Origin of the sequence: Crinalium epipsammum PCC 9333, from assembly GCF_000317495.1 — a bacterium.
Classification (GTDB): Bacteria; Cyanobacteriota; Cyanobacteriia; order Cyanobacteriales; family PCC-9333; genus Crinalium; species Crinalium epipsammum.
Map to the genome: position 1 here is coordinate 421,907 of NC_019753.1, position 21,932 is coordinate 443,838.

The window sequence follows — 21,932 nt, forward strand, 5'->3', positions numbered from 1 at the left end:
ATTATTCAAAGCTACTTTGACGCTTATACAGAAATATAACTCAGGAATTAGCCTGTTCCGGGTTAAAGGAAATTAGCTAAATATTGTCGAGCCACCTTTGAGTGGCGAATGAGTAAATTCTGTTGCCACTAGGACAACTAACTTACCCACTGACATCTTGTGGTAAAAATTAACTAATCAGATTACTAAATCCTCAGTAATACTTACATCTCCCAGAGCAATCTTGGCACTAAATTGGTCCCCTGGTGGTTGAGCCGTGAGGTGTAGCTGAATGTAGTTATCAGCCTTTCCAGATTGAACTTCCAGAGGTTCTTCTGATGGAAGCAGCACTGGTTCCCCTAATTCATCAAGCGCAATGAGTTTGAGACCTAACGGCAAATAACTTTGTTCACTAATCGCGCATACTCGCAGAAGAATGCCCACTTCTTGGTCTGCTTTTGGCAGCAGAGCAACAAGCAATTCTACAGAGTGGGGAGTCAATTGCATTTCTAAGTCAATCAACTTAGTCAGTCTAATACCACCTGCTGGATTGCTAGGGTCAATTTGCGCCAAGTGTTCAGCAGCTATCCAAAGAATTTCTTCATTCTGACTGCTACGCAGTAGAGCAACTAACGCATTAATAGCATCCTGATTGCCAGGGTCAATTTTTCCTAGTCCGTGAGCGGCTCTTAGGCGGATGCGCTCATCCTGATTAGTACGCAGTAGGTTAGTTAAAACTTTAACAGCCTCTGGATGACCAGGAGCAATTTGTGCCAAATGTTCAGCAGCTATCCAAAGAACTTCCTCATCATGGCTAGTACATAGTAGATTAGTCAAATCCGCGACTGAGCTGCTCGAGGGATAGTTTGCTCTAAGACCACTTCCAACACTAAAAGCTAAATTAGACTCTTGTGTACCCAAAAACTCTTCAACCATTTGCCAACCGGACTTGATGGCTTCAACAAAGTTCCCTTGTAAGCAGAGGCTTAAGTTTACTCGACGCTTACTGGGTACATCAGCCTGAACAGTTTCAGCTTCACTTTTCAAGTTCGCCAACCGTTGTTGGTATAGACGCTGCCTCCATTCATCATTAGCTAGTAGCGCTCCCCACTGCTCAAACGAAACATCTAGTCGGGGAGAATAGGGAGACGGCTGCCCTAGTTGCGCCAACAATTTTTCTACTTCTGTAGAGGACAAAGATGGCAGTGCCTTGACTGCTACTTTTGCTTCAACACAGAGTTCCCGCGTCACTAACATTACATTGAGGTCTTCAATTAAATCCTCATGCTCCAGAGAGTAGGTCTGAGCAATCAGGTCATAGTTTCCTTTTTGTTTGAGCTGGCGGTGAGTGGTATACCCCCAAAAACGTAGCCAGCGGTTCTCCAGGTTCACCTGCACAGCAATGTAATAGTCAGCGACCCAGTCTGGAATATCTACCCATTCCTGTGGTACATAAAATTCTTTGAGGTCATCTGTTTCACATGGAATTAGAACCAGTCGCGTCAGCCCAAAAGTAATAGCCGTGCCATTGACTACCTCCCAGAAACCAGCTAGGGCGCTGGGATGAGGCAACACTAAAGACGGCCCCTCCCAATCAGGCTCTTCTTCAAGCCAGGTAACAAAAGTCTTCATGCAGAGGTTGTTGAGATAGGCATTCCATCGAGCAGCATCATTAGAGTGGTCTTGGGCTTGCCGCCATGCCTGGTCTTGCTCTTCCCATGAGAACTCCGACCATAGCTGGTCGGGGTAAACAGTCATTAGTTGATTCAAACAAAACGTCATTATTATTCCTTCGGTCTATTCAATAATTTCAGGTGGAATAGTTTGGAGCCATTTTTCTACAAAGGCAGCAATTATTTCATCTGCTGGACTCGGTGAACTGAGAGCAATATGCAGAGTAGTTTCTATGCAGTGCTTCAAAATTTCCTGTAAGCGTTGCTTAAGGTTTACCTCAGGTAATCCTTGTTCACTCCATTTGTGACGATAGTAGAGTTGCAAAAGCCGCTTTTCCTCTGCTCCAATATTTTTATTGCAAGCTTCTGTTAGCAGCGAGTAGAAGCAAGTTTTGCAATGGTTCGCTAACCACTCATCCAAAGGTTCTTTCATCCGAGCGATCGCATCATCAGTCAGGCAAATGTTTAGATCGGCTTTAGCTTGGCTCAACTTCCACTGGGCGAAGGGTGCCAGCAGCGACCGGTAAGACCGTTTCGCTTGGCGAGCAACCTGATACTGCTTATTGGGATCATCCATCAGTAACGTTGCAATTTCAGCCTGAGTCAATTCCAAACCATGCCAGAGAGTGAGCATTGTCTTGGCAACGTCAGGTAGATCGTTGAATGCTTTTGACAGAATAGAGTTGACTTGAGTCCATTCTTCCTTTTGCGAAGCTGTATCTAATAAATTGGTAACTGAATCAGGAATATCCTTAGGGTTGTCGATAGGAACAACTTCAACCGTTAAATATTTTCGTGCAGCTTTAATACAGGTTTCTAGAACCGCTTCAATGTGATTCTTGTCAAAAACCTTATCTAATTGTGGGGTGGAACCAGACAGTCGATGCTTCAGTTGGTTGTAACGAGCAGCAATTTGTTCAAGTTGTTGGTTCGTGGGTTTCGGCAGGCTACGAATACCAATTTTTACACAGGGAACATAAATCTCACAGAAACAAGACAAAACTAATAGATAACATTGAAGCTCCGGCTCCAGTAGTCCAGCCTTTAATAGAGCTTCCTTTTGTTCATTCTTAGACAGCTTCCGCAAGAGTCCCCAGTCAGAATACTTTCTCCCGCGTACCTCAGCATCTTGATAAACTATATCGTTGATAATGCCTTGCAGTTTCTTCTGAGCATAGCCATTGATAGTGCCAAGTTTGGGATCAAATTTTTCAAAAAGTTTTGCTGGGTTACTAGCTGCTAAATTGGCTATCTGGAAGAAATCTTCCCAGGTGTATCTGTGTTGAAAAGATTGGAACCTACGTCGTGTCTTTTGGGATACCCAAAATGCCATTTCTTGCAAATAAGCAAACAGGTGTCTATCTGCGTTGTTATCATTTTCTTGGGATAACTCTTTCAAAGATTTTAAAAAGTATTGTGCCCAAAAGTTTTCTTTCGCTTCTCTATCTGACTCCACCAGACAATTCATGTTACCTAACAACTCATGATTGGACTTCCAACTGATAACAATGCGCCCGTCATAGTCTGTGAAATTGAGAAACGTTGAAAATTTTTCAATAATGGTTTCTCGTTTTATCATGTTGACTTCCTATTTAGTAGGTGTTGTAGACCGCAATCATAATCGCTCGGAACCACAATCAAGTTTTTTTTGAGGCCATCTTAAATGCAACTACCGTGATGCGTTGATTCTGTCTTCTGTACCATGTCTTTAATGGTTTGGAAATTAGTCATATCTGTAGGGACAACCAAACTATCTGGTAATTCACGGGCAATTTCTGTTAATTTTTCCACATTGCGAGCCGCTAGAACCACTTTGGCACCTTGCTGGGTTAACAGCCTTGCCGTAGATAGCCCAATTCCTGATGAAGCCCCAGTCACAATCACGACACTATCTTTTATTTGCATAACTGAACAGTTGAATTTTCTTTTTATAGTAGCCAGATATTTCAAGAGAGTACTATATTAATTTGATAAAAATTAATATCTTGGGCTGGTAGTTAAATACCTAACTAGAGACAAATCAATTTCAAGCAGCTTTGATAATTTAACCGAAGAATGATGCGATTTTACTAAAAAGTATATAAAGTTAACCAGCAGTTAATATACTATGGTCGAATAATATAGTATGCCTCAAGTATCTGGGAAACAAAAGAAATCAAGTTCATCAGTCGTCAACATTTTCTCTAAAGCCACCAATTCAAAATATATTCCATCAACAGAAGCAATCCCAAAAAAGCAATTTCAAGAATCTAAATGGCAATTACCTTGGCAAGTATGGATTGCGCTAACACTAATCGTATCTGGCGGATTAAGCTTTATCGGCGTGTCACTGTTACTCAAGCTGCCATCAGCACCTAACTGTCCCAAATTGTTTATGCCAACTGCCAGCGCATCGCTACGGTTATATTGTGCAGAATTAGCCGCTAACAAACAAACAGTTGATAATCTATTAGAAGCAATTGAACTAATTAACAACCTACCAGAAGACCACCCACTGCATTCAGAAATTGAACGCCGGATAGAAAAGTGGTCATTAGATATTCTTGAGTTAGCAAATAATTCTTTCCAAGAGGGGAAACTAGATGAGGCGATCGCCGCAGCTAAAAAAATCCCGGAACACCCAAAAATAACACCAATGGCGATCGCCAAAATTAAAGAATGGCAATTAATCTGGTCAACTGCTCAAAAAATCTATGATACGGCAATTAATTACATCAAAAGTTTAAAGTGGTCAGAGGTTTTTCCTGAAGCTGTCAAACTCACAAAGTTAGGAAATGAGTATTGGGGCAACATCAAATATAACCAGCTTATAGACATATTGCAATTAACCCAAAAAGAAAATGAACAGTTAGATATCGGTTTCGATCTAGTATCGCAAGGAGGAGTAGAAAATTTATACAAGGCAATTAAGATAGCCCAAAGCATTCCCCCTACAAGTTTAATTTTCAAAAAGAGTGCAGAGTTAATTACTAAAAGTGGGACAATTCTAGTAAGAATCGCTAAAAACAAACTTAACAGCGGCGAGTGGAAAGAAGCATTAGAAATAGCTAAAAACATCCCCCCAGAGCCAACACTGGAAGCTGAGGCAAAAGACATCATCGACTTAGCTTCCGCAGTTGGACGCGCAAATGAAGGGGAGGTTGGTGATTTGGAAGCTGCGATCGCAATGGCGAGACAACTCAAAAGTGAGCGACCGTTGTTCGAGCAAGCGCAAAAGCTAATTTTCAAATGGACACTGGAAATAACAGACGTACAACATTTGACCGAAGGGCGAGATTTAGCCGCACCTGGATCTATTAATGATCTGCTTGCAGGTATAGATGAGATCAACAAAATACCGCTCAATAACCCACGATATGGTGAAGCGCAGCGGCAAGCCTACAAGTGGCGACAGCAGATCCAATCCATCGAGGATCAACCAATTCTAGATGATGCCAACGCCCTCGCCGCTGGAAATAAAACAGAAGATTTACTCGCCGCAATTGATACAGCCAAACAGATTTCACCAGGACGTGCCTTATATCCAACCGCCTCAAAACAGGTTCGGGAATGGTCAAGCATCGTAGAAACTCTACAGGACAGACCAATACTTGAACAAGCTCAAAGCTATGCTCGCAGCAACAATGTTGATAATTTAAGGACAGCAATAAGCATAGCTAGGCAGATTACTAAGGGGCGTGCATTATACGGGGAGGCGAGTTCCCAAATTGCAACTTGGAAAAACATAATTAGGCAACTTCTAGTTGCGCCCACAGCCAGCAACTCAACAGAATCACAAGAAATTGCCCAAGATTCCAACAGCAATATTGAAATAACTGAAACCGAAACCCGACTACCCACCAAACAAAGATCCGCACCTAACCCAGTTCAAAATGAAAATGTAGATGCTACCGCATCATCTAATCTACAGAACGCCTACTCACTAGCCAATGGGGGGACTGCGGAGAGCCTTAGCCGAGCAATAAGGGCAGCTTCATCAATTCCAACTTCAAGTGGTGACAGAGCAGAGGCAACTGAAGCTATTAACAATTGGAGCGATCAACTATATGCGATCGCACAATCCCAAGCAGACAGTAACGTAAAACTGGCGATCGCCACAGCCAAGAAAATACCTAAAAGTGCGGAAATTTACCCCACTGTTAAATTGCAAATAGCAGAATGGGGTAAATAACAGCCACAATTGTAAAACTAAGTTATGACTATAGCAAAATTAGCAATTTGCATAGATCAAACAATTACATTACCCTTTTCGATGGCTATTTGCACAATACACACAACCCCATAGCTTGAGTTACCACGATCACTTGTTGAGAACTAATTTTTGTTTTGAGTTTGCCGAATCGGGAATCCTTACCCCATAAAACTTTGAAGCCTTGTGACGCGCCGCACCGCCGAATAGCAGACTCATAGATTTAAGGACGCTATAGCCAAACAAAAAACAACTTTATTTGATTCCAATAAGCACTTTTATAATTACAGAACTACCACTAGCAACTAAATTATTGATAGGTGAACTACCTACACTTCCCTGTCGAGTAAGTATAAGCTTCTGACTTCATAGACAACTGCCCGTCTACCTTACGGCTTTTTGGTCTTACATCGCCTCCATCAGCAAGAACGGGGTTCCCTCCGCCTATAGTTAATATCCGAATGCCTTCTGTTCTGATGTTGCTTGCTGCATTACTATCACGGTCATGATGAGTTTTACACGATAGACAATCCCATTCACGGATATCGAGCGTTAACTCATCAAAAACATGACCGCAAGATGAACAGGTTTTAGAACTGGGAAAAAATCTATCAATTTCTATTAACTTACCTTCTTGGCGTTCTAGTTTATATGCCAGAAAGTTGACAAACATTCCCCAACCAACATCGGATATTGCTTTTGATAGCTTCCGGTTTCGTACCAGTCCCTTAACATTGAGGTTTTCCACAATGATAACTTGGCTTTCATTTACCAATTTTTTGCTTAATTTATGCAGGAAATCTTGGCGGGAATTTGATACTTTTTCGTGAACCTTAGCTACGAGTTTTCTGTATTTGTGTTTTGAATTACTACCTTTAACTTTACGAGCAAACTTTTTTTGCTTACGGGCTAGATTTTTTTGATGACGTTTAAAATGTTTTGGATTGGGGTGCTTGGTAACTTGTTCACCATCATGAACAATAGCAAAGTCCTTCAATCCCAAATCAATCCCCAGTATTTTGTTACCAGATGATTGTTCTGAACTATCTTCTATTTCAAGTAAGATTGCTGCAAAGTATTTGTCTGTAGGTGTTTTGCTGATTGTTACTGTTTTAAGTTTTCCAGCAATAGATCTATGAAATACAGCTTTTACTTCACCAATTTTAGGCACTTTTAAGCAATCCCCCACAACTGTTATATGTTGTGGATATTGAATTGATTGTTTGTGGTGTTTTGACTTGAATCTGGGAAACCCAGCACGTCCCTCAAAGAAGTTGTTGTAAGCCTTATTTAGATTGATAGCTACACACTGCAATACGGAAGAGTAGCAATCAGTTTTTAGCCAGGAATGCTCAATTTTTAGCTGAGGTAACATCCCTTTATAAGTTTTTAGTAGTAAAGTTTTTCCAGTAGTTTCATAGTGCTGAATACAAGCATTTAAGGCATAGTTATAATACCATCTAGCACAACCAAATGATTTAGCCAATGCTTCTTTTTGTTCATCGGTTGGGTAAAGTCTGACCTTAACTGCTTTCAACACTTATACATCACCTCCCTTATGTTTGCTATTATAACTTATGTGGGTAATATGTGGGTACAGAATGAAAACAGAATGGTTTAAAATGCGGATGAGTATACGAAGATTAAATAAATTAAGGCTATATGCAGCAACAAAAGACAAAACTATGACACAGGTTATTGAAGAGTTAATTGATTCGTTACCAACAGTAGAAATTAATAAGAACTCGGACACCCATTAAAGGTGTACCTCATTTTTATCTGGTCATTCATCCCACGCCTCATTCTATGTAGGACATGGGGCTTCTGACTAATCCGGCTAAAATTTTGATAGAACACTTTCCAAAGTGTAAATTCAGATTAACTACGAATGTAGAAATTAAATACTCGTCTGTAAATATTAAACTTGAAGGTTATTTTACAGAGGACTTTGAGAATCGTCCTTATTGTGACCCGCTACACGATTATTACCGAAACAGCGATCATGATATTTCACTGTGCTGGAACACCGAGAAACTAATTTTATTAGGTGGTTTGAAAGCTAAAATGCTTGCGTTAGAGTATGCGTCATCTTCCTGCATCTGGATAGAAAAAGAGGGCGGTGTAATTGCTAGACCGCACCCTAATGGAGAGAAGTTTGAGGCGATCGCAGAGGCACTATACCCAATCATGTCAGAACATTTTTAGTGAATGGGAAGCAATCGCTTCCCCTACTTATGACAATCTAATTGAAGAATTAGACAAGGGATAAATAACAAAGGCTATGCTCGCCTATCAATTGGTCTATCTTATTTCGCCTTAACACTTGAAAGGATAGTGCCAAACATTGCCTACCTAAACAACTTATGGTTGTCAAGAACATAGGTTCCACAACCGTAAGCTGTCCGAAATGGTCAACTTATCTAAACCGTATATTTCTTTGCTAATATTATCGCGTCTAAAATCAGGATTATTTTTCTCAACATACTCCATAATTTCGCACGTTAGCTTATCCCAAACCAGCAATTGATTATTGGTTTTAGGGTAGTGTAGTTTTCCTAGTTCAATTAGCGAGGAAATATCTATTTGGGTATTATGTTGACCCTCAAATACTTGATCTAGTCTGGTTTCAATTCTGTAGCTAATTGTTCTCATGTTGCTCCTAAAAGCGTGGATAAACAAACCTAAGCAAATACAATTTAGTCGGCTATCCCAACTATAATTTTATAATTCCTCGGAGGACTCTTTCAATAAGCTCAGATCTAGAAAGTTGATACTGAATTGCTAAATTCTCTAATTTTCTAATGGCAGTCGGAGTTAGTTTAAGGTTCAAAGATTTCTTGAGTTCATCATACAAAACAGGTTCACCTCTAACTCTTTTTGACCCACCTTTAGATGGTCGAGAGTATTCAGGAATAGGGCCTTTAGTAAATCCTACCGGAATCTGTATATTTTTAAACTTTCGCTTCTGACCTCTGGCTAAAAATTCACTGTAGTAAATCTTGGTAGTAGGACTAATGCCTACCTGTTAGAGATATTTTGGCAAGGTCGTTAGTTACCAGAAAAAACCTTGTTCTATTTGGCATTTCTATTGTTTTACTTTGTAGTGTAGTTGTCAGTGGTTAGTCACTCCCCACTACTGGATTTTCAACAATACTTCTATCTATTTAATGCGCTATCCCACGCATTTTGGTCATAAATAAATGCCTACGGTAGTGCGAACGACTTACGCCCTTGCTTCGCTTCGCACATTAATTAATCAAAATTAATTGCGAAGTAAATTGATGGTTGACGAGGAAATGCTGATTTAGCATTGAGTGGCAACCAGGGAAGTATGGAGAGGTCAAGAGCTTGAGGATCAATCATTAAAGCTCACCTCTAGATTAATGCCTAATGCCTGTTCAATTTTGCGAATCATTTCTTCCGTAGCAGGCGATCGCAAATCTTCAGATTCCAGTTGATACCAATACGAACGACTAATTCCGCAGTCGCGACAGATCTGAGATAGAGGGCGATCGTCTCGCTCCCTAGCTGCTTTTATGCGTTTCCCTAACTCTGGAAAATCGTGTACGACTTCCACTACTCGCTTAACTTGCAGGGTTTTAGGTGGTGTAACAACTTCAGCCGAATGAATCGGTGGATAATACCTGTTAAGCGGTGGTCGAAAATGATGAATAAAAGCAGCTTCAATCGGTTCAAGATCTTCATCAGTTGCTAACCAATAAATACGTGATTGCTGCTTATCATCTTCGCTAAGTTTTCTTAATAGATGATGTTGATTCCACCGATTTTTAATGAGAGGACTTTGCCCAATATACAAGATGTCTTTTTCGCCCCGAATAACAAAATACACACCACCCCATCTATGAAGCTTTTTTCTATCCAATAGCGGTACCGATGGCAATTCCAAAGGATTGACAATAGAAAGATTAATCATCAAAACTCACTCCAAAATCAACGCCCAATACTTGCTCAATTTTTCGCAGTTTATTTTCTGGCAGCATTTGTTTTTCATCTTCAATGCGATACCAGTTCATTTGACTCATCCCAACTGTCTTGCAAATTTCTTTAAGCGATCGCGGATCAGCTTCTCTAGCTTCTTTGATTCTTTGACCTAATCTAGGTACTTCAACCTCTAGTGTTTTGACGACTTTCATTGAATTTGTCATGGTTTACAACTTTACATTCTCCTATAACGTTTCAAGTGATGCGTTTATCATAACGCTTAACGTGAAGAGTTGACAACTCATAACGTGAAGAGTTAATATTCAAGGATAGAAAAAGCGCCCTAACCGACCAAAGTAAAGTGCGCCTTTTCTATCCAAATCAATTGGAGATCTATATGATGTCACAACTTTTAGAGAAACCGATCACACCAGCGTGTACAGAAGAAGCACCAGCAGAAAGAGCGATTTGCCTCCGGCAACGCTTCGCGATCGCACTATCACACCGTCAGATCATCGCTCAAGTACTTTCCTGGGATTTGTCCAGAGAAGTTCACCCAGATGAAATTGAAGCTATTCAAATCAAAAATGACATTGTGTGGGTGAACCTAACCCGCGATCGCGCAGTTCCCATTGCTGTTGAAACTTTTCGTAATATTTACGAACAGCAAACTACAGAAGAAATAACTGAAGAACCGCAGCCGTTAAAATTAGTTAAAAGCAATAATGTTGTTCCTTGGATTAGTTTGGTTAAATCATTAAATACAACAAAAATGAACTCTGAAGATACGCCTGAAATGCACTTTAAACACCTGCCTGAAGAAGATACGCCTGAAATTGAAATGGAACTGCTGAGTCATTCGTATAGATGTCCAGCATTGAACATAGAACCCCCTCTGCGAGAAACTCTGCAAGAACAGTTAAAAGCAATATCTCAAATTTTGAGTGCGAACTATGTAGAAAGAGAAGCCGAGCGATACCCTCCGAATTTTATCTGTGTACTCCCTGACAACAGCAATACGATTGCTAATATCCCCGTACTTAATCTTGACAACAACAATATTGAATTATAGCAGTTATAGCAATTTGATTAGTTATAGCAACTTAATTGGATAATCTGTAGGAGTTGAAAATGAGACCTAAAGATGAAAGATTCACTAGACTTCTGGAACATTCATATAGAACGATTTGCCTACGGCAACGCTCCGCGAACGCACTGAGTTTTGCTGAACCTCAATCCAATGTGGAATTTGACAAAAGCTTTCAAAATTTGTGTGAGGGTAGGCAGACACAAGAGCCGCAACAACCCATCTATGTTGTTATAGACGAGCTTGATCCTCGTAACAATAAGATGATGGATGCTAACGCATCCTAGTTAACAAAGAATACTTCAAATCAAAGGAGCAAAATAATGGCAAAGATAACGGCAATGCCTTCAAATGTAGAAAATGCAATTAAAAAATTGATCAACCCTGGTGAAGGTGTTGAATCTGATAGCAGCGCACAAGCAGCAGGTACACCCCGCGAACAAGCTGAGAAAATTGCAGCGGCAATATTAGCCCCACACCTGCACGATGAAGAAAACATTGACGGACTTAGAATTCAATATGTGATAAAAGGGTTTGATCAACAACCAGATGGTGAAGAATACTAAATACGATCCATGTTCTAGTATCGGTAAAGTTTTGTCTTTCTAATCAATTAAGCGGGAAGTTACTAACCGCTTAAAACCAACCATTAATTAAGATTTTTACAAAAGATAATTATTTTATAACAAAGTTATGTTACACACTACAGGAATACAACAGGCATTAACTATGACAGAAGAAGAAATTTTAAATACTTTGTCTGAAAAGGCGAAATACTGCGCTCTGTACATAAAAGGAAACCCTTCCTTTGTTTCAAATTTTCTGGTGGAGTCTAATGCCCTGAAAAAATTCGGTCTTATGAAAGATGGCGAATGGGAAGAGTTGGAAAAGGAATTACAGAGAATTTCAAGACGTGCCGAAATAAATGTACCCAAGTCAAGAACTTTGTTCGAGTATGACCCTTTATGGGGCTGGAAATACGAACCAGTTCTTTAATATGTCGGCGTTAAGTTAAGCAGCTTTAAAACTGCTTAATTTTTTAACAAATAATCGCATAAACATTTCTACTGGAGCAATTATGATGATTACCGCGCTGCCCTTAGAAACTGAAACAGCTATTACCCAAATACTGAGCAAACATTATCCAAGTTCACATTACTGTTTCAAGATAATGTCAATTGTTGAAGATAGTATAGCTGACATTATTTTTGAAGGGTATTATACCAAAACATTTACCCCTACAAGCCGCCCATCACCCGATTGTTTTACCAAAAATAACCGTAACACAAACCTTGATTTCTCACTCTACTACGACCATTGCGATCGCCATCTAAAACTGTCTTCACGGTGGAAAGGGGAACTCTTATCGCTATCCTACAAACCACCATCATCTATCTGGACAGGGGAAAGTGCGAATGTAATTTATCGCCCCTACCCAGACGGAGATAAATTTGAGGCGATCGCCACATCACTCTACGAAATTATGTTGAAACATTTTTTATGAATTTACAGGTAGCTATCGCTTCCCGCCGCACAAATTTTAATCACCCTACACCTAAACGCGAAGTAAATATATGCAGGAGTTAAGAACGCACCGCCTTCCAAAAATAACAGAGAAAAATTTATTAGCCTGGAAGATGGCTAATACGGCGTAAATAGAAGGTTCGTGCAACCAGGGGCAACCTAATACATAGGTACTACTCACACCCCGATTTTCGAGCTTGATTGATAAGTAATACAAATCATAACTTTGCCTAGTTTGAGTCATTTTAGGCAAAGTCTGATCAAGATATATACCCAAGCATGAAGACTTAACTCATGTTATTTATCGCTCTCCAACTTCCATTTTCGGCAAAGATATTTTTGTCATGTTCTCCCCAGGGTGAATACATCTTCATAGGCTTTTGTCAAATCTACTTTAAATAAAACATTGGAATAAATTATCAAAATGTCGTAAAAACTGCTGGCACTTATCAGAAACAAATAAAGGCTGAAATCTATACAGGGCAACGATCTTAACTACTGGTTGCCCCTGGTTGCACGAACCTTCTATTTACGCCAATACATGGTTGAAGAGTAAATCATGCGTCGTAGTTGGATATCACGACAGTTGTAGACGAGTTAATCTGGATTATTTACTTCTACCCCACATTCCGCACTTCATTTTGTAATACATAGGATTACATAATTAAAGCAAAAGATGCTTATACCGTTTTGAGTATAAATACTTAAAGAAATAGTAAAAAATACTTAAGAAAAGGAACACAAAGGTGATTAAATGCCAGAATAAAAACTAAATCCAAAAAAACTACTGAAAAAATGATGCTTCAAAAAGAAGAAATTGAAATTAAAAATATAGATCATTTGGGAATAGTAGCCGGAATAGTTGATGACTTAGGGCTAGTTGAAAAAATTAATAAAATAGTGGGAGTTGATAGTAGGGAAAAAATAAGTACAGGTCAGGTAGTTAAAGCAATTATTTTAAATGGTCTTGGTTTTGTGTCTAGACCTTTATATCTATTTTCACAGTTTTTTGAAGATAAAGCTATAGAACATTTACTAGGGAAGGAAATCAAAGCAGAAGATTTAAATGATGATAAATTGGGCAGAACAATGGATAAATTATATCGAGTGGGATTAAGTGAACTATTCTTATTGATTGCTTTAGATACCATTAAAAAATATCAAATAACGACTAAATATTCGCATTTAGATTCTACTTCACTACATTTACATGGAGAATATCAAGCCGATAATCCAAAAAAAGAAAAAGGAATAATTAAAGAGAACCCGATTTACATAACTCAAGGATAAGCTGCTACGCAGCTAAATTTAATAAGCAGCATTACCTTTATTTTTAATTTTACGTTCCCATTTAATAATAAGACCTCCTTCATTTAACAACTTATTCAATAACTCTTCTAGCTGTTCTACTGACTCAAATAGTCGATGAGCTATATATTCTTTCGCTGAATGCCAAACTAATTCGATTAAATTATAATCTGGGCTATATGGGGGTAAGAACTCTAAAATAATGTTGGGCATTTCTGAGGCGATTTTTTCTAAAATATCTTTCCTTTTGTGGAAGCTGGCGTTATCTAAAATAATAACTATTTTTGCTGAACCTTTTGCAAAATCTTCACTTTGTTTACCTTGCTCAATCCATTCTTCTAGTAAAAAACCATTTAAGAGTTTTATCTGTTCATAAAAAACATCTGCATTTCCTTTTTTTATGACAAAATTCATCCTCTTTTTGTCGTGATAACGCAATCCTCCCATAATATTTACTCTTCCTCTTCTTCTTTGCCCCGTCACTTTCTTTCTATGACCTTTCTTGCCCCAGGTTTTTCTTCTTATCACTCTTAAACTAAAACCGCTTTCGTCCCAGAACCATACCTGTAAACGCTCTGGGGGTTGCGAGCGTTATTTTTAAATATTCCGCTAATTTTTCTTTAAATATTTTACGTTTTTCAGGGTTTTGTTTGTCCTCCAGGCTGTATTTTGCCCACAGGTAAACGTACTTTTTTTTCTCTAATCTTCTCCTCACTTGAGAACCACTTTAACTTAATTCCTGTTGCTTGCTCCAGGTAGGTTGCTAGTCTTGCTGCTGTCCATCTCCCAAATTCATATCCATATTCTGCTGGCTCTTTTTCAACAACTTCTAATAATAAGTTTTCATATTCTTGGGTAACTTTGCTAAAATTACCTTCTCTCCTTCCATCTAAAAAGCTATCTAAATTATCTGGGTCGCCATGAACCGCCCAATATGCTACTGTTGGGTATGCAAGATCTAGAAATTCACTAATCTCTTGGTAGGTTTTTCCATCGTTTATTAATAATAAAATCAGAACCTTCTCTCTTACATAGGGATTTTCATGCTCTTTTAAGATTGTCAGTAGCTGTTCTCTCTGTTCTTGAGAAAGATGGTTTTTGGCTGGCATACCTGGCTAGTAATAGCTTTTTTATTGATGTTTGTATTATACAATCAAGCTGCGTAGCAGCTTACTCGCGTGACCATAGACCAGATTTAAAACAATGCGTAATGGATTTAATAGTAAGTAGTGATGGAGATGTACCTTTATTTTTTCGAGCAGGAGATGGCAATGAATCAGATAAAGCAGTGTTTGGCAAAATTTTATTGGAGTTTAAAAAACAAATAGATTTTGAAAGTATTATGGTATGTGATAGTGCCTTGTACAGTCAAAATAACTTAAAGTTAATTGCCAACTTGAAATGGATAAGCCGAGTACCTTTTTCTCTAAAGCTAGCTAAAAGTTTAGTTCAAAGTGTCACCAGTTCACAATTAGAAAAAAGCTCACAGGAAGGATATAGCTATTGTGAGCAAAAAGTTAGCTATGGAGGGATAGAGCAAAGATGGTTAATCGTAGAAAGTGCTGAAAGAAAAAAATCCGATTTAGACAAGCTGAACCGCCAGATTGAACAAGAAGCAAAAAGTGCAGCGACAGAAGTGGCTAAATTACTCAAGGTAGAATTTAGTCAAACTGGAGAAGCGAAATTAAAATACCAAGAATTTAATCAACAGTTTAAATATTATCAAATTGAAAAATTTAAAATTCTTAAAGCCTGTAACAAACTAGGTAAAACAATTTACAAAATTCAGGCTGAACTAACTCAAAATTTTGACTATATTGTCAGTTATAAGCAACAAGCAGGTAGATTTATTTTAGCTACAAACTGTCTGGATGACAAACAGTTAAGCACATCCGAAATTCTGAGTGTCTATAAACAACAACAATCCTGTGAGCGAGGTTTTAGATTTATCAAAGATCCTTTATTCTTCGCGGATAGTCTCTTTGTCAAAAATCCTGAAAGAGTCGAGACAATGATGATGCTGATGGGATTATGTCTCTTAGTTTATAGCATTGGGCAAAGACAATTACGTTTAAGTTTGCTCTCTTCAAAAACAAAAGTCAAAAATCAGTTAGGTAAATTAACAAATAATCCTACATTAAGATGGATATTTCAATGTTTTCAAGGTATTCATGTTCTAGTTCTTCAAGGCGTTAAACAAATTATTAATTTAACTAAAGAACGCCAGCTATTTTTGCAGTTTCTCCCTGCTCATTGTCAAAAATATTATTTTAGTTCATAAGTATTTAATTGGAACAACACTCAATCAATATTGAGAGACAATTAATCTTAAATATTTTAACTTTTACAGTTAGCTTTTTTAGGAAACGAAAAAGCTCTAACTTTCTTTTTGCCAAAATTTGTATTTTTCATTTTTATAATTGCTAACCTGATTGCTTCATCCTTCTAGCTTTGTGTAATTTCAAAAGTTACAAGTTGAAGTGCGGAATGTGGGTTCTACTGTGGCAAGAGATAGGGGCTGAATTTCAGGAAAATTTCAGAGAAGTTTATCCATACGCCGCCGATCATTTTGATGTCTATGTTTTTGACGATGATGAATCTTGGCAGTCAGGCAAATATCAACTAAAAAACTTAGCTAGCTGCCCTCACACAACGGCATGGTCTTACGGGCAGCGGCTTGAAGCGATTGAAATAACGGAAAACCTCAAACTGGTTCTAACGCAATAAATATGCTTTCTTCGGAGCCGCGTCGTAAACATTACACATCTACTTGCTCACAACAAACTTAATTTCATTCACCAAACATATGATCACCCAACTACCACTAGAAACGCAACTAGCGATCTCACAAATTTTAGAAGAACATTACCAGCACCGACGATTCAACCTAACGACAGACGTAAAAATGACCTACTCGTTCGTTGAAATTGAATTTAAATGTTATTACGCGGAAAGCTTTGACCCAACAAATCGACCTTATCCTAACCCATTCCACGAATTTTATCGAGCTAGAAATATTGATTTTGATTTGCATTGGGGGAACCTTGAACTTTGCTTGTCTAGCTGGTGGAAATCGGAAATTTTTTCACTTTATTACAAACCGGATTCCTGTTGTAGATGGTTAGGAGAGGAAGGAGATGTAATTTCTCGCCCTCACCCTGATGGAGAGAAGTTTGAGGCGATCGCAGCATCACTATACCCGATTATGTTAAAGCATTTTCCACAGTAGGACAGGAAGCGATCGCTTCCCATAAATCTAAAACACCGCAAGAATTGAACTGAACTGAAATGAAAAAAGTAAAAAATAAACAGCACCAAGTCCAGAAAAGCCGAAAGGCTAAACATCAGCCTAACAAGCAGTCAGAGAATTCAAGAAAAGGCATTAGTTATGCAAAAAAGCCGACTTTAACATCTGCACTTAACCAGCCCCGTCGAGAACAGTTTTGGGACGTAATTGAAGCTATCAACAATGAGCAAGCAAAAGACTTAGCTTTGTTTCAAGGCATGAGAAAAGAATTGGCAGGAATTAAGAAATGGTATGGAGAAAAACCCGACCACCCCTACCGACTAGCCCGCGTCCTTTTGTATGAAGCTTTACTACCTTTTGAAGTAGAACTAACATCTAACCAACGCTTAGAAACCTACGACAAAGATAGCATCGTGGCGGCGGGGAAACTTCTGTTTGAAGCAGAAGGAATGAAGGGTATGCACGATTATCTGCTGTGGTCATTCGTTCCCAAAAGCTGCAAAAGAATCATTGATGAACTGTGGAATGGCATTGGCGACTGGCGAAATTAAGAAGCTGCTACAAAGAGTGCCAACTGCAACAAAGTAAACAATTGTGCGATCGCATCGTATGCCTGAGAAACACTGAGCGATCGCATGACCCCACCCGTATGCACAGAGGTGTCTAATGAATAGTATCACTCACGAACTTAATGGTGTCCTGGTAAAGCAAAGAGTGACCGATGGATACATCAATGCGACAGCGTTAGCAAAAGCGTATGAAGCTGCAACAGGGACTCGCAAAGATGTGCGGAACTGGTTATTGACGGAACGCGCAAAAGCTTACATAGAGTACCTTTCAGCCAAAACAGAGATTCATGTATTGGAGTTAGTTCAAGTTAAGAAGGGAGGTAATGTCTCTGGCACTTGGATTCATCCAAAACTTGCTATTCCATTTGCAACCTGGCTTTCAATTGAGTTCGAGTTCCAAGTTTCAGAGTGGGTTGAAGAGTGGTTAGCCACTGGCGCTATCAAAGCAGAACACCTGCAAGTTAGGTTATCCGGTAAGTCCACCCGCCGCCAACTGACTGATGCAATCAAAAGCTACATTGACCGCCATCCAGAATTGTCTGAAAATAGCCGCCATTGGTTATTTGTTAACATTTCTCAACGAGTCAGTTTAATGGTTTTCGGTCGCAAAACCAACAAACTAGCTGAAGATTTAAATATTAGTAAAGAGCGTTTGCGCGATGCTTTAACAGGTAATAACGGCGACACTGGCTGGTAAAAACTTCGCAACTATGCGATCACGGGTTAGGTACACAAATAGCGAAGCGCAGATCTTGGGCGGAAGTCGTTCGCACCATAACAGAAATATCAAAAAACTTGAGGGGTCATGCAGAAATGGAGTACATCATAAACTTCATCCATCTTAATTCCGGTAATAAGCTTGTCACTCTAATTAATCATCCAAAACCACACAGTCGCGAAGCGTTAAGACTGAGCTTAGAGGAGTATATAAGGAATGACGTTGACAGCCCAATTGAAATAATCTCAATTGAAGTTTTTGACATTTCAAAATTGCCTCAACCTAAACGTTTTAAATTTCAAATTCTTGTTGAGGGCAATGCCCAGTTGACTTCTGTAATAATGGACAGCCCAACCTTCAATATTTTTAGCAAGAGCGAAATTAGAAACGTAATTGAATCTTTCACAATCAAATCATCGGTAAAAAACAATGTGTAATCAACCACCTGAAAACCTACTCGGAGATGCGATCGCTTGTAACTACTTGCTTAGTACATTGCCAAACTGTTGCGGGTTCTTAAATGAGGATGGAATCCCAGAAGAAGAAAAATTTAGTTACAAGCAGTTCGACAAACCAGTCGGGAGTGGAATTTACGCAATTTCAATTGGGCGAGTCTGCATCCTGCCAGCATCTAAAAATGATGTGATCATTGACGATTAATCAACTACCAGATCTTTATCTGATACCAAATTTCATGCACTTCTTCAACCCACCACGCGCATTCCAGATCGCCACTAAACGGAATACCGCATTTTGAAGAGTGGAATTTTGCTGTTTTAGGTAAAACAAAATGTGCGATCGCAATTCTATAAAGAATGCGATCGCACAAAACATAAAATGAACGTAAAAATTAACTATTAAAGTTGATCCTCAACTAACCACAGATTCAGATTCAATTTCACCATTTTCTACTTTAACTAAACGAATATGTTTATAACCAAGCTTAATTTCAAACTCATCGCCTGGGGTTAACCCTAATTCAGATGTATAATTCGCGCCAATAACAATTTGACTATTTTGATGAACACTGACACGGTAACTTGCTTCTCGACCACGACCATCTTTGGGCGATTCAATAGCCACACCTTTAGCTGTTAATAAAGCATCATAAAAGTCTGCCAAATTAACACGAACTTTATTCTCTTTCGTCGTGGTGTAATAACCACAAGCTTTAGCTGTTTCTCTGCGAGGGACATTGGATAACTCTTTAACTTTTTGTAGTAAAGCTTTTCCGGTTAAAGGAGTTGTTGCTAGTTCAGCCATTTTTAATAATTAGGTTCTGGATGTAAATTTAATTATATTTTCGCAAATTCTTGTTCACTTTTACTAATTTAATTATATAGTATAATAAAATAGCAATATTTCAGATGAGCGCGATCTTTTTTACTTATAATTCTTAATTCAACTTAATTGAGGGAGTGTTTTATTTATTGAAAAATAAACTTTATTAAATAAATGCAATAATTAATAAACTACACTAAATTTAATTATTTAAAAAGTTTAACCACAGCTTTCAGTACTGTCTTCTTTCTTAAATTGATAATAATTACGTCTTATTAGTACATCAGACATTCGTGAGATTAAAGCAGGCAATTTTTCTAATAAAACGTAATCGTGATGCACGTTTGCCAAAAATTCGCTAAATATTTCTTCCCGATCTTCCACAGAAGCTTGACGCAAATATTTTTTTACTTGTTCTTTACTAACAAGACAACCTTGACAAGGTTCAAGGACTTGATTTTTTTCTAGCATATTAACAAAAGGACTACGGAATCGAAAATATCAATATATGTACGACAAAGGATAGCTTGCCAAGTTTAACTAACTTTACCATAGCTAGAACTATTAGATATTTTTCCTCGATTCAACTCTGAAGAAGCTGCATCAATAACTGGTTGAAATTCTCCTGTTCGGAGACGGTCGGCTAACGCAGCCAAAATACTAGGAAAATAAACACTAGGAATGCGTCGAATAATGCTAGCAGCAACAGTACTAGCATCCTCATCTGGCAAATCTTCAACTAAATAAAATATTGATTGTTGTTTGGGTTTAATGTTTGATGCAGAACCAAGCAAATGCTCAAAAAAATCCAGACGCGCATCAACAGGTAAAGCGTCTAGAAGTAAACCTAACTTATCTGTACCAATCAACTGGCTTTCCCGTCTAAATCTTGAAATAGTAATTTCGGATACGCCAGTTCTTTTTGAAAGATCTTTGGCGCTAATTCCATAGTTAGATACTATTTCATCAAAAACTCTACCCCATTTCATAAATTACTGTTAATTATTGTTAACGACTATTGATACTATATTAGCGTTGCCGATAAGGTAAGTACATTCAATTAGTAAACTACTGAATCAACAATAACACAGAAATAAAATCACTAAATTACTTTGGAGCGATAAAAAATCCCAGTCATTTCTTGACAAACAACCTATCGTTTACCTCAACCATGTATACAAAAATTAGATTTTAACAATGTTCTCCCATGAAGCTACCTTAATCATTGATCCAGAGTTTCAATCGCTTTTGCCTGCACTCACCAAAGAAGAGCGTCAGCAACTAGAACACAATTTGATTGCAACAGGCAGAGCTACAGATCCCATATATGTGTGGAAAGGACACAATATAGTTATTGATGGGCATAACCGTTATGAACTGTGCATTAGGCACAATTTACCCTTTGAGATTACCCTAATTGAATTAGAAAACACAGAAGCAGTCAAGTTATGGATGTTCAAACACCAACAGGGTAGACGCAATATAACTCCTGAGTTCGCATCATATATACGAGGTTACATTTATAACCAAGAGAAAAATACTAAAGGAGGTTATCGCAACACTCAAAAGTCAAAGGCTCAAAGTGAGCCTTTGATATCGACAGCAGAAAAGTTAGCTGATCAATACAAAGTTGGGAAGGAAACCATCAAACGAGATGCCGCTTTCGCCAATGCTGTTGATGCCATAGCAAATGAGTTAGGGCCACAAGTTAGACAAGAAATCCTTAATCGTAAAACTCCCATTAGCAGAAAAAATGTATTGGAGTTGAAGAAGAGGCTTTTAGATTCAGGACGTGAAGCGGCATCCCAATTACTTGATGAGTATAAAGTAAGCCCACATCGTCGTACCAAACCCTCAGTTAATAACCAGCTAAAATCTCAAGCTCAATCATTAGGTTTACCCACATCCCCCAACCAAGTATTACCTGATATCCAACAAGGGGAAGACCCTGCTACTTGTGGAGACGTAAAAATAATCCGTCCTTACAAAATTGGGGATACAGTACAAATTTGCTTGTTAGGGTCTGAATATCCTAAATCAGAACGTGAGCATCTTAGAGGACAGCGAGCAATTGTCAAAGAGATTGAGCATTTCTGGGTAACTTTAGAAGTACATGGCAAAATTCGTACCCTTCCACCCAAATGCGTGTATCCATTAGATTGTTCATTACCAGAAGACAATCAAGATATCAAATCAGAGATTGCTATTGGATTACGAAACCTATCTAAAGATGATTTGTACTGGGTGATTGAACAAATCCCAGCACTAAAAGAACGGCTTAACTCTGGGATACGCGCAGCCTAAATAATTACAGAGGTGGAAAAGGTTTCAAAAAACCTCTTGATATCGTAATCAAGTTCTTAATCGCCTTGCTCATCGCAATATACGAGATGCGGGGAATGGGCGCATATATGC

General features: G+C 38.5%; 25 protein-coding genes and 3 pseudogenes. 15 read left to right on the forward strand and 13 right to left on the reverse strand.

Annotated features, from left to right (window positions below; genetic code table 11):
* Window positions 1–177: 177 nt before the first annotated feature.
* The 3 genes from CRI9333_RS24615 to CRI9333_RS01640 all read right to left on the reverse strand — a co-directional run bounded on the left by CRI9333_RS24615 (window position 178) and on the right by CRI9333_RS01640 (window position 3,557).
* On the reverse strand, window positions 178–1,737 hold the full coding sequence (locus tag CRI9333_RS24615) for a DUF1822 family protein (protein WP_051035324.1): 1,560 nt from the start codon (window positions 1,735–1,737) through the stop codon (window positions 178–180).
* A 39-nt stretch (window positions 1,738–1,776) separates the two neighbouring features.
* Window positions 1,777–3,231, reverse strand: coding sequence for a hypothetical protein (locus tag CRI9333_RS01635; RefSeq protein WP_015201459.1), 1,455 nt, complete (start codon window positions 3,229–3,231; stop codon window positions 1,777–1,779).
* Between the two features lie 80 nt (window positions 3,232–3,311).
* Complete coding sequence (locus CRI9333_RS01640; RefSeq protein ID WP_015201460.1) at window positions 3,312–3,557, reverse strand: SDR family oxidoreductase; 246 nt, start codon at window positions 3,555–3,557, stop codon at window positions 3,312–3,314.
* Window positions 3,558–3,777: 220 nt separating this feature from the next.
* Here CRI9333_RS01640 and CRI9333_RS01645 point away from each other — a divergent pair, with 220 nt between their 5' ends.
* Window positions 3,778–5,823 carry a hypothetical protein gene (locus tag CRI9333_RS01645; RefSeq protein WP_015201461.1) on the forward strand — a complete coding sequence of 682 codons (2,046 nt, stop codon included), beginning with the start codon at window positions 3,778–3,780 and terminating at the stop codon, window positions 5,821–5,823.
* 343 nt (window positions 5,824–6,166) lie between these two features.
* Here CRI9333_RS01645 and CRI9333_RS01650 read toward each other — a convergent pair whose 3' ends face one another.
* Window positions 6,167–7,381 carry an RNA-guided endonuclease InsQ/TnpB family protein gene (locus CRI9333_RS01650; RefSeq protein ID WP_015201462.1) on the reverse strand — a complete coding sequence of 405 codons (1,215 nt, stop codon included), beginning with the start codon at window positions 7,379–7,381 and terminating at the stop codon, window positions 6,167–6,169.
* A 275-nt stretch (window positions 7,382–7,656) separates the two neighbouring features.
* Here CRI9333_RS01650 and CRI9333_RS01655 point away from each other — a divergent pair, with 275 nt between their 5' ends.
* Window positions 7,657–8,046, forward strand: coding sequence for a hypothetical protein (locus CRI9333_RS01655; RefSeq protein WP_015201464.1), 390 nt, complete (start codon window positions 7,657–7,659; stop codon window positions 8,044–8,046).
* Window positions 8,047–8,211: 165 nt separating this feature from the next.
* On the opposite strand, the gene CRI9333_RS01660 is transcribed toward CRI9333_RS01655, so the two are convergent.
* The 4 genes from CRI9333_RS01660 to CRI9333_RS01670 form a co-directional block, all read right to left on the reverse strand.
* Window positions 8,212–8,493 carry a hypothetical protein gene (locus CRI9333_RS01660; protein WP_015201465.1) on the reverse strand — a complete coding sequence of 94 codons (282 nt, stop codon included), beginning with the start codon at window positions 8,491–8,493 and terminating at the stop codon, window positions 8,212–8,214.
* A gap of 61 nt (window positions 8,494–8,554) precedes the next feature.
* Window positions 8,555–8,695 carry a ribbon-helix-helix protein, CopG family gene (locus CRI9333_RS28470; protein WP_390370064.1) on the reverse strand — a complete coding sequence of 47 codons (141 nt, stop codon included), beginning with the start codon at window positions 8,693–8,695 and terminating at the stop codon, window positions 8,555–8,557.
* Window positions 8,696–9,196: 501 nt separating this feature from the next.
* Window positions 9,197–9,775 (reverse strand): GIY-YIG nuclease family protein, encoded by a 579-nt coding sequence (locus tag CRI9333_RS26040; protein WP_015201467.1) that lies wholly within the window; start codon window positions 9,773–9,775, stop codon window positions 9,197–9,199.
* A complete protein-coding gene (locus CRI9333_RS01670) occupies window positions 9,768–10,007 on the reverse strand; it encodes a helix-turn-helix domain-containing protein (protein WP_015201468.1) in 240 nt (79 codons plus the stop codon). The genes CRI9333_RS26040 and CRI9333_RS01670 overlap by 8 nt, the downstream gene beginning before the upstream one ends.
* Window positions 10,008–10,180: 173 nt before the next feature.
* Between CRI9333_RS01670 and CRI9333_RS01675 the strand changes: the two genes are divergently transcribed.
* The 6 genes and pseudogenes from CRI9333_RS01675 to CRI9333_RS01700 all read left to right on the forward strand — a co-directional run.
* Window positions 10,181–10,855 carry a hypothetical protein gene (locus CRI9333_RS01675; protein ID WP_015201469.1) on the forward strand — a complete coding sequence of 225 codons (675 nt, stop codon included), beginning with the start codon at window positions 10,181–10,183 and terminating at the stop codon, window positions 10,853–10,855.
* Window positions 10,856–10,914: 59 nt separating this feature from the next.
* Window positions 10,915–11,157 (forward strand): hypothetical protein, encoded by a 243-nt coding sequence (locus CRI9333_RS01680; protein WP_015201470.1) that lies wholly within the window; start codon window positions 10,915–10,917, stop codon window positions 11,155–11,157.
* Window positions 11,158–11,193: 36 nt separating this feature from the next.
* Window positions 11,194–11,436 carry a hypothetical protein gene (locus CRI9333_RS01685; RefSeq protein WP_015201471.1) on the forward strand — a complete coding sequence of 81 codons (243 nt, stop codon included), beginning with the start codon at window positions 11,194–11,196 and terminating at the stop codon, window positions 11,434–11,436.
* A gap of 163 nt (window positions 11,437–11,599) precedes the next feature.
* The gene (locus tag CRI9333_RS01690; RefSeq protein ID WP_041225832.1) at window positions 11,600–11,866 is read left to right on the forward strand and encodes a hypothetical protein; all 267 of its coding nucleotides are present in this window, start codon (window positions 11,600–11,602) and stop codon (window positions 11,864–11,866) included.
* Window positions 11,867–11,948: 82 nt separating this feature from the next.
* Window positions 11,949–12,374: a hypothetical protein gene (locus CRI9333_RS01695; protein WP_015201473.1), complete on the forward strand. Its 426-nt coding sequence runs from the start codon at window positions 11,949–11,951 to the stop codon at window positions 12,372–12,374.
* A gap of 818 nt (window positions 12,375–13,192) precedes the next feature.
* Window positions 13,193–13,681 (forward strand): annotated as a pseudogene (locus CRI9333_RS01700) (IS1634 family transposase); the annotation flags it as partial.
* A gap of 21 nt (window positions 13,682–13,702) precedes the next feature.
* Here CRI9333_RS01700 and CRI9333_RS01705 read toward each other — a convergent pair.
* Window positions 13,703–14,811, reverse strand: a pseudogene (locus CRI9333_RS01705) (IS630 family transposase).
* A 62-nt stretch (window positions 14,812–14,873) separates the two neighbouring features.
* Between CRI9333_RS01705 and CRI9333_RS01710 the strand changes: the two are divergent.
* The 6 genes and pseudogenes from CRI9333_RS01710 to CRI9333_RS01740 all read left to right on the forward strand — a co-directional run.
* Window positions 14,874–15,983 (forward strand): annotated as a pseudogene (locus CRI9333_RS01710) (IS1634 family transposase); the annotation flags it as partial.
* Between the two features lie 206 nt (window positions 15,984–16,189).
* On the forward strand, window positions 16,190–16,429 hold the full coding sequence (locus tag CRI9333_RS01715) for a hypothetical protein (RefSeq protein ID WP_015201476.1): 240 nt from the start codon (window positions 16,190–16,192) through the stop codon (window positions 16,427–16,429).
* A 79-nt stretch (window positions 16,430–16,508) separates the two neighbouring features.
* Complete coding sequence (locus CRI9333_RS01720) at window positions 16,509–16,931, forward strand: hypothetical protein (protein WP_015201477.1); 423 nt, start codon at window positions 16,509–16,511, stop codon at window positions 16,929–16,931.
* A 59-nt stretch (window positions 16,932–16,990) separates the two neighbouring features.
* Window positions 16,991–17,500, forward strand: a complete 510-nt coding sequence (locus CRI9333_RS01725; protein WP_015201478.1) for a hypothetical protein — start codon at window positions 16,991–16,993, stop codon at window positions 17,498–17,500.
* Between the two features lie 115 nt (window positions 17,501–17,615).
* Window positions 17,616–18,215, forward strand: a complete 600-nt coding sequence (locus tag CRI9333_RS24620) for a KilA-N domain-containing protein (RefSeq protein ID WP_015201479.1) — start codon at window positions 17,616–17,618, stop codon at window positions 18,213–18,215.
* A 450-nt stretch (window positions 18,216–18,665) separates the two neighbouring features.
* Window positions 18,666–18,896 carry a hypothetical protein gene (locus tag CRI9333_RS01740; protein ID WP_015201481.1) on the forward strand — a complete coding sequence of 77 codons (231 nt, stop codon included), beginning with the start codon at window positions 18,666–18,668 and terminating at the stop codon, window positions 18,894–18,896.
* A 15-nt stretch (window positions 18,897–18,911) separates the two neighbouring features.
* Here the strand turns inward: CRI9333_RS01740 and CRI9333_RS26405 are convergent, their stop codons facing one another.
* From CRI9333_RS26405 to CRI9333_RS01755, 4 genes are all read right to left on the reverse strand, one after another.
* Complete coding sequence (locus CRI9333_RS26405) at window positions 18,912–19,070, reverse strand: hypothetical protein (protein ID WP_157462226.1); 159 nt, start codon at window positions 19,068–19,070, stop codon at window positions 18,912–18,914.
* A gap of 36 nt (window positions 19,071–19,106) precedes the next feature.
* A complete protein-coding gene (locus CRI9333_RS01745; protein WP_015201482.1) occupies window positions 19,107–19,499 on the reverse strand; it encodes an AbrB family transcriptional regulator in 393 nt (130 codons plus the stop codon).
* A 237-nt stretch (window positions 19,500–19,736) separates the two neighbouring features.
* The gene (locus tag CRI9333_RS01750; protein ID WP_015201483.1) at window positions 19,737–19,988 is read right to left on the reverse strand and encodes a hypothetical protein; all 252 of its coding nucleotides are present in this window, start codon (window positions 19,986–19,988) and stop codon (window positions 19,737–19,739) included.
* Window positions 19,989–20,053: 65 nt separating this feature from the next.
* Window positions 20,054–20,506, reverse strand: a complete 453-nt coding sequence (locus CRI9333_RS01755; RefSeq protein ID WP_015201484.1) for a helix-turn-helix domain-containing protein — start codon at window positions 20,504–20,506, stop codon at window positions 20,054–20,056.
* A gap of 208 nt (window positions 20,507–20,714) precedes the next feature.
* On the opposite strand from CRI9333_RS01755, the gene CRI9333_RS24625 reads away from it, so the two are divergent.
* On the forward strand, window positions 20,715–21,821 hold the full coding sequence (locus CRI9333_RS24625) for a hypothetical protein (RefSeq protein WP_015201485.1): 1,107 nt from the start codon (window positions 20,715–20,717) through the stop codon (window positions 21,819–21,821).
* Window positions 21,822–21,932: the final 111 nt, after the last annotated feature.

Excerpts from the sequence above, each read along its gene's own strand:
- CRI9333_RS01635 (WP_015201459.1), bottom strand. The coding sequence starts at position 3,231 with ATGATAAAACGAGAAACCATTATTGAAAAATTTTCAACGTTTCTCAAT.
- CRI9333_RS26405 (WP_157462226.1), bottom strand. The coding sequence starts at position 19,070 with ATGTTTTGTGCGATCGCATTCTTTATAGAATTGCGATCGCACATTTTG.
- CRI9333_RS01645 (WP_015201461.1), top strand. The coding sequence starts at position 3,778 with ATGCCTCAAGTATCTGGGAAACAAAAGAAATCAAGTTCATCAGTCGTC.
- CRI9333_RS24620 (WP_015201479.1), top strand. The coding sequence starts at position 17,616 with ATGAATAGTATCACTCACGAACTTAATGGTGTCCTGGTAAAGCAAAGA.
- CRI9333_RS01670 (WP_015201468.1), bottom strand. The coding sequence starts at position 10,007 with ATGACAAATTCAATGAAAGTCGTCAAAACACTAGAGGTTGAAGTACCT.
- CRI9333_RS01655 (WP_015201464.1), top strand. The coding sequence starts at position 7,657 with ATGGGGCTTCTGACTAATCCGGCTAAAATTTTGATAGAACACTTTCCA.
- CRI9333_RS01695 (WP_015201473.1), top strand. The coding sequence starts at position 11,949 with ATGATGATTACCGCGCTGCCCTTAGAAACTGAAACAGCTATTACCCAA.
- CRI9333_RS24625 (WP_015201485.1), top strand. The coding sequence starts at position 20,715 with ATGTTCTCCCATGAAGCTACCTTAATCATTGATCCAGAGTTTCAATCG.
- CRI9333_RS01755 (WP_015201484.1), bottom strand. The coding sequence starts at position 20,506 with ATGAAATGGGGTAGAGTTTTTGATGAAATAGTATCTAACTATGGAATT.
- CRI9333_RS01720 (WP_015201477.1), top strand. The coding sequence starts at position 16,509 with ATGATCACCCAACTACCACTAGAAACGCAACTAGCGATCTCACAAATT.
- CRI9333_RS26040 (WP_015201467.1), bottom strand. The coding sequence starts at position 9,775 with ATGATTAATCTTTCTATTGTCAATCCTTTGGAATTGCCATCGGTACCG.
- CRI9333_RS01740 (WP_015201481.1), top strand. The coding sequence starts at position 18,666 with ATGTGTAATCAACCACCTGAAAACCTACTCGGAGATGCGATCGCTTGT.
- CRI9333_RS01745 (WP_015201482.1), bottom strand. The coding sequence starts at position 19,499 with ATGGCTGAACTAGCAACAACTCCTTTAACCGGAAAAGCTTTACTACAA.
- CRI9333_RS24615 (WP_051035324.1), bottom strand. The coding sequence starts at position 1,737 with ATGACTGTTTACCCCGACCAGCTATGGTCGGAGTTCTCATGGGAAGAG.
- CRI9333_RS01685 (WP_015201471.1), top strand. The coding sequence starts at position 11,194 with ATGGCAAAGATAACGGCAATGCCTTCAAATGTAGAAAATGCAATTAAA.
- CRI9333_RS01675 (WP_015201469.1), top strand. The coding sequence starts at position 10,181 with ATGATGTCACAACTTTTAGAGAAACCGATCACACCAGCGTGTACAGAA.
- CRI9333_RS01660 (WP_015201465.1), bottom strand. The coding sequence starts at position 8,493 with ATGAGAACAATTAGCTACAGAATTGAAACCAGACTAGATCAAGTATTT.
- CRI9333_RS01750 (WP_015201483.1), bottom strand. The coding sequence starts at position 19,988 with ATGCTAGAAAAAAATCAAGTCCTTGAACCTTGTCAAGGTTGTCTTGTT.
- CRI9333_RS01680 (WP_015201470.1), top strand. The coding sequence starts at position 10,915 with ATGAGACCTAAAGATGAAAGATTCACTAGACTTCTGGAACATTCATAT.
- CRI9333_RS01690 (WP_041225832.1), top strand. The coding sequence starts at position 11,600 with ATGACAGAAGAAGAAATTTTAAATACTTTGTCTGAAAAGGCGAAATAC.
- CRI9333_RS01640 (WP_015201460.1), bottom strand. The coding sequence starts at position 3,557 with ATGCAAATAAAAGATAGTGTCGTGATTGTGACTGGGGCTTCATCAGGA.
- CRI9333_RS01725 (WP_015201478.1), top strand. The coding sequence starts at position 16,991 with ATGAAAAAAGTAAAAAATAAACAGCACCAAGTCCAGAAAAGCCGAAAG.
- CRI9333_RS01715 (WP_015201476.1), top strand. The coding sequence starts at position 16,190 with ATGTGGGTTCTACTGTGGCAAGAGATAGGGGCTGAATTTCAGGAAAAT.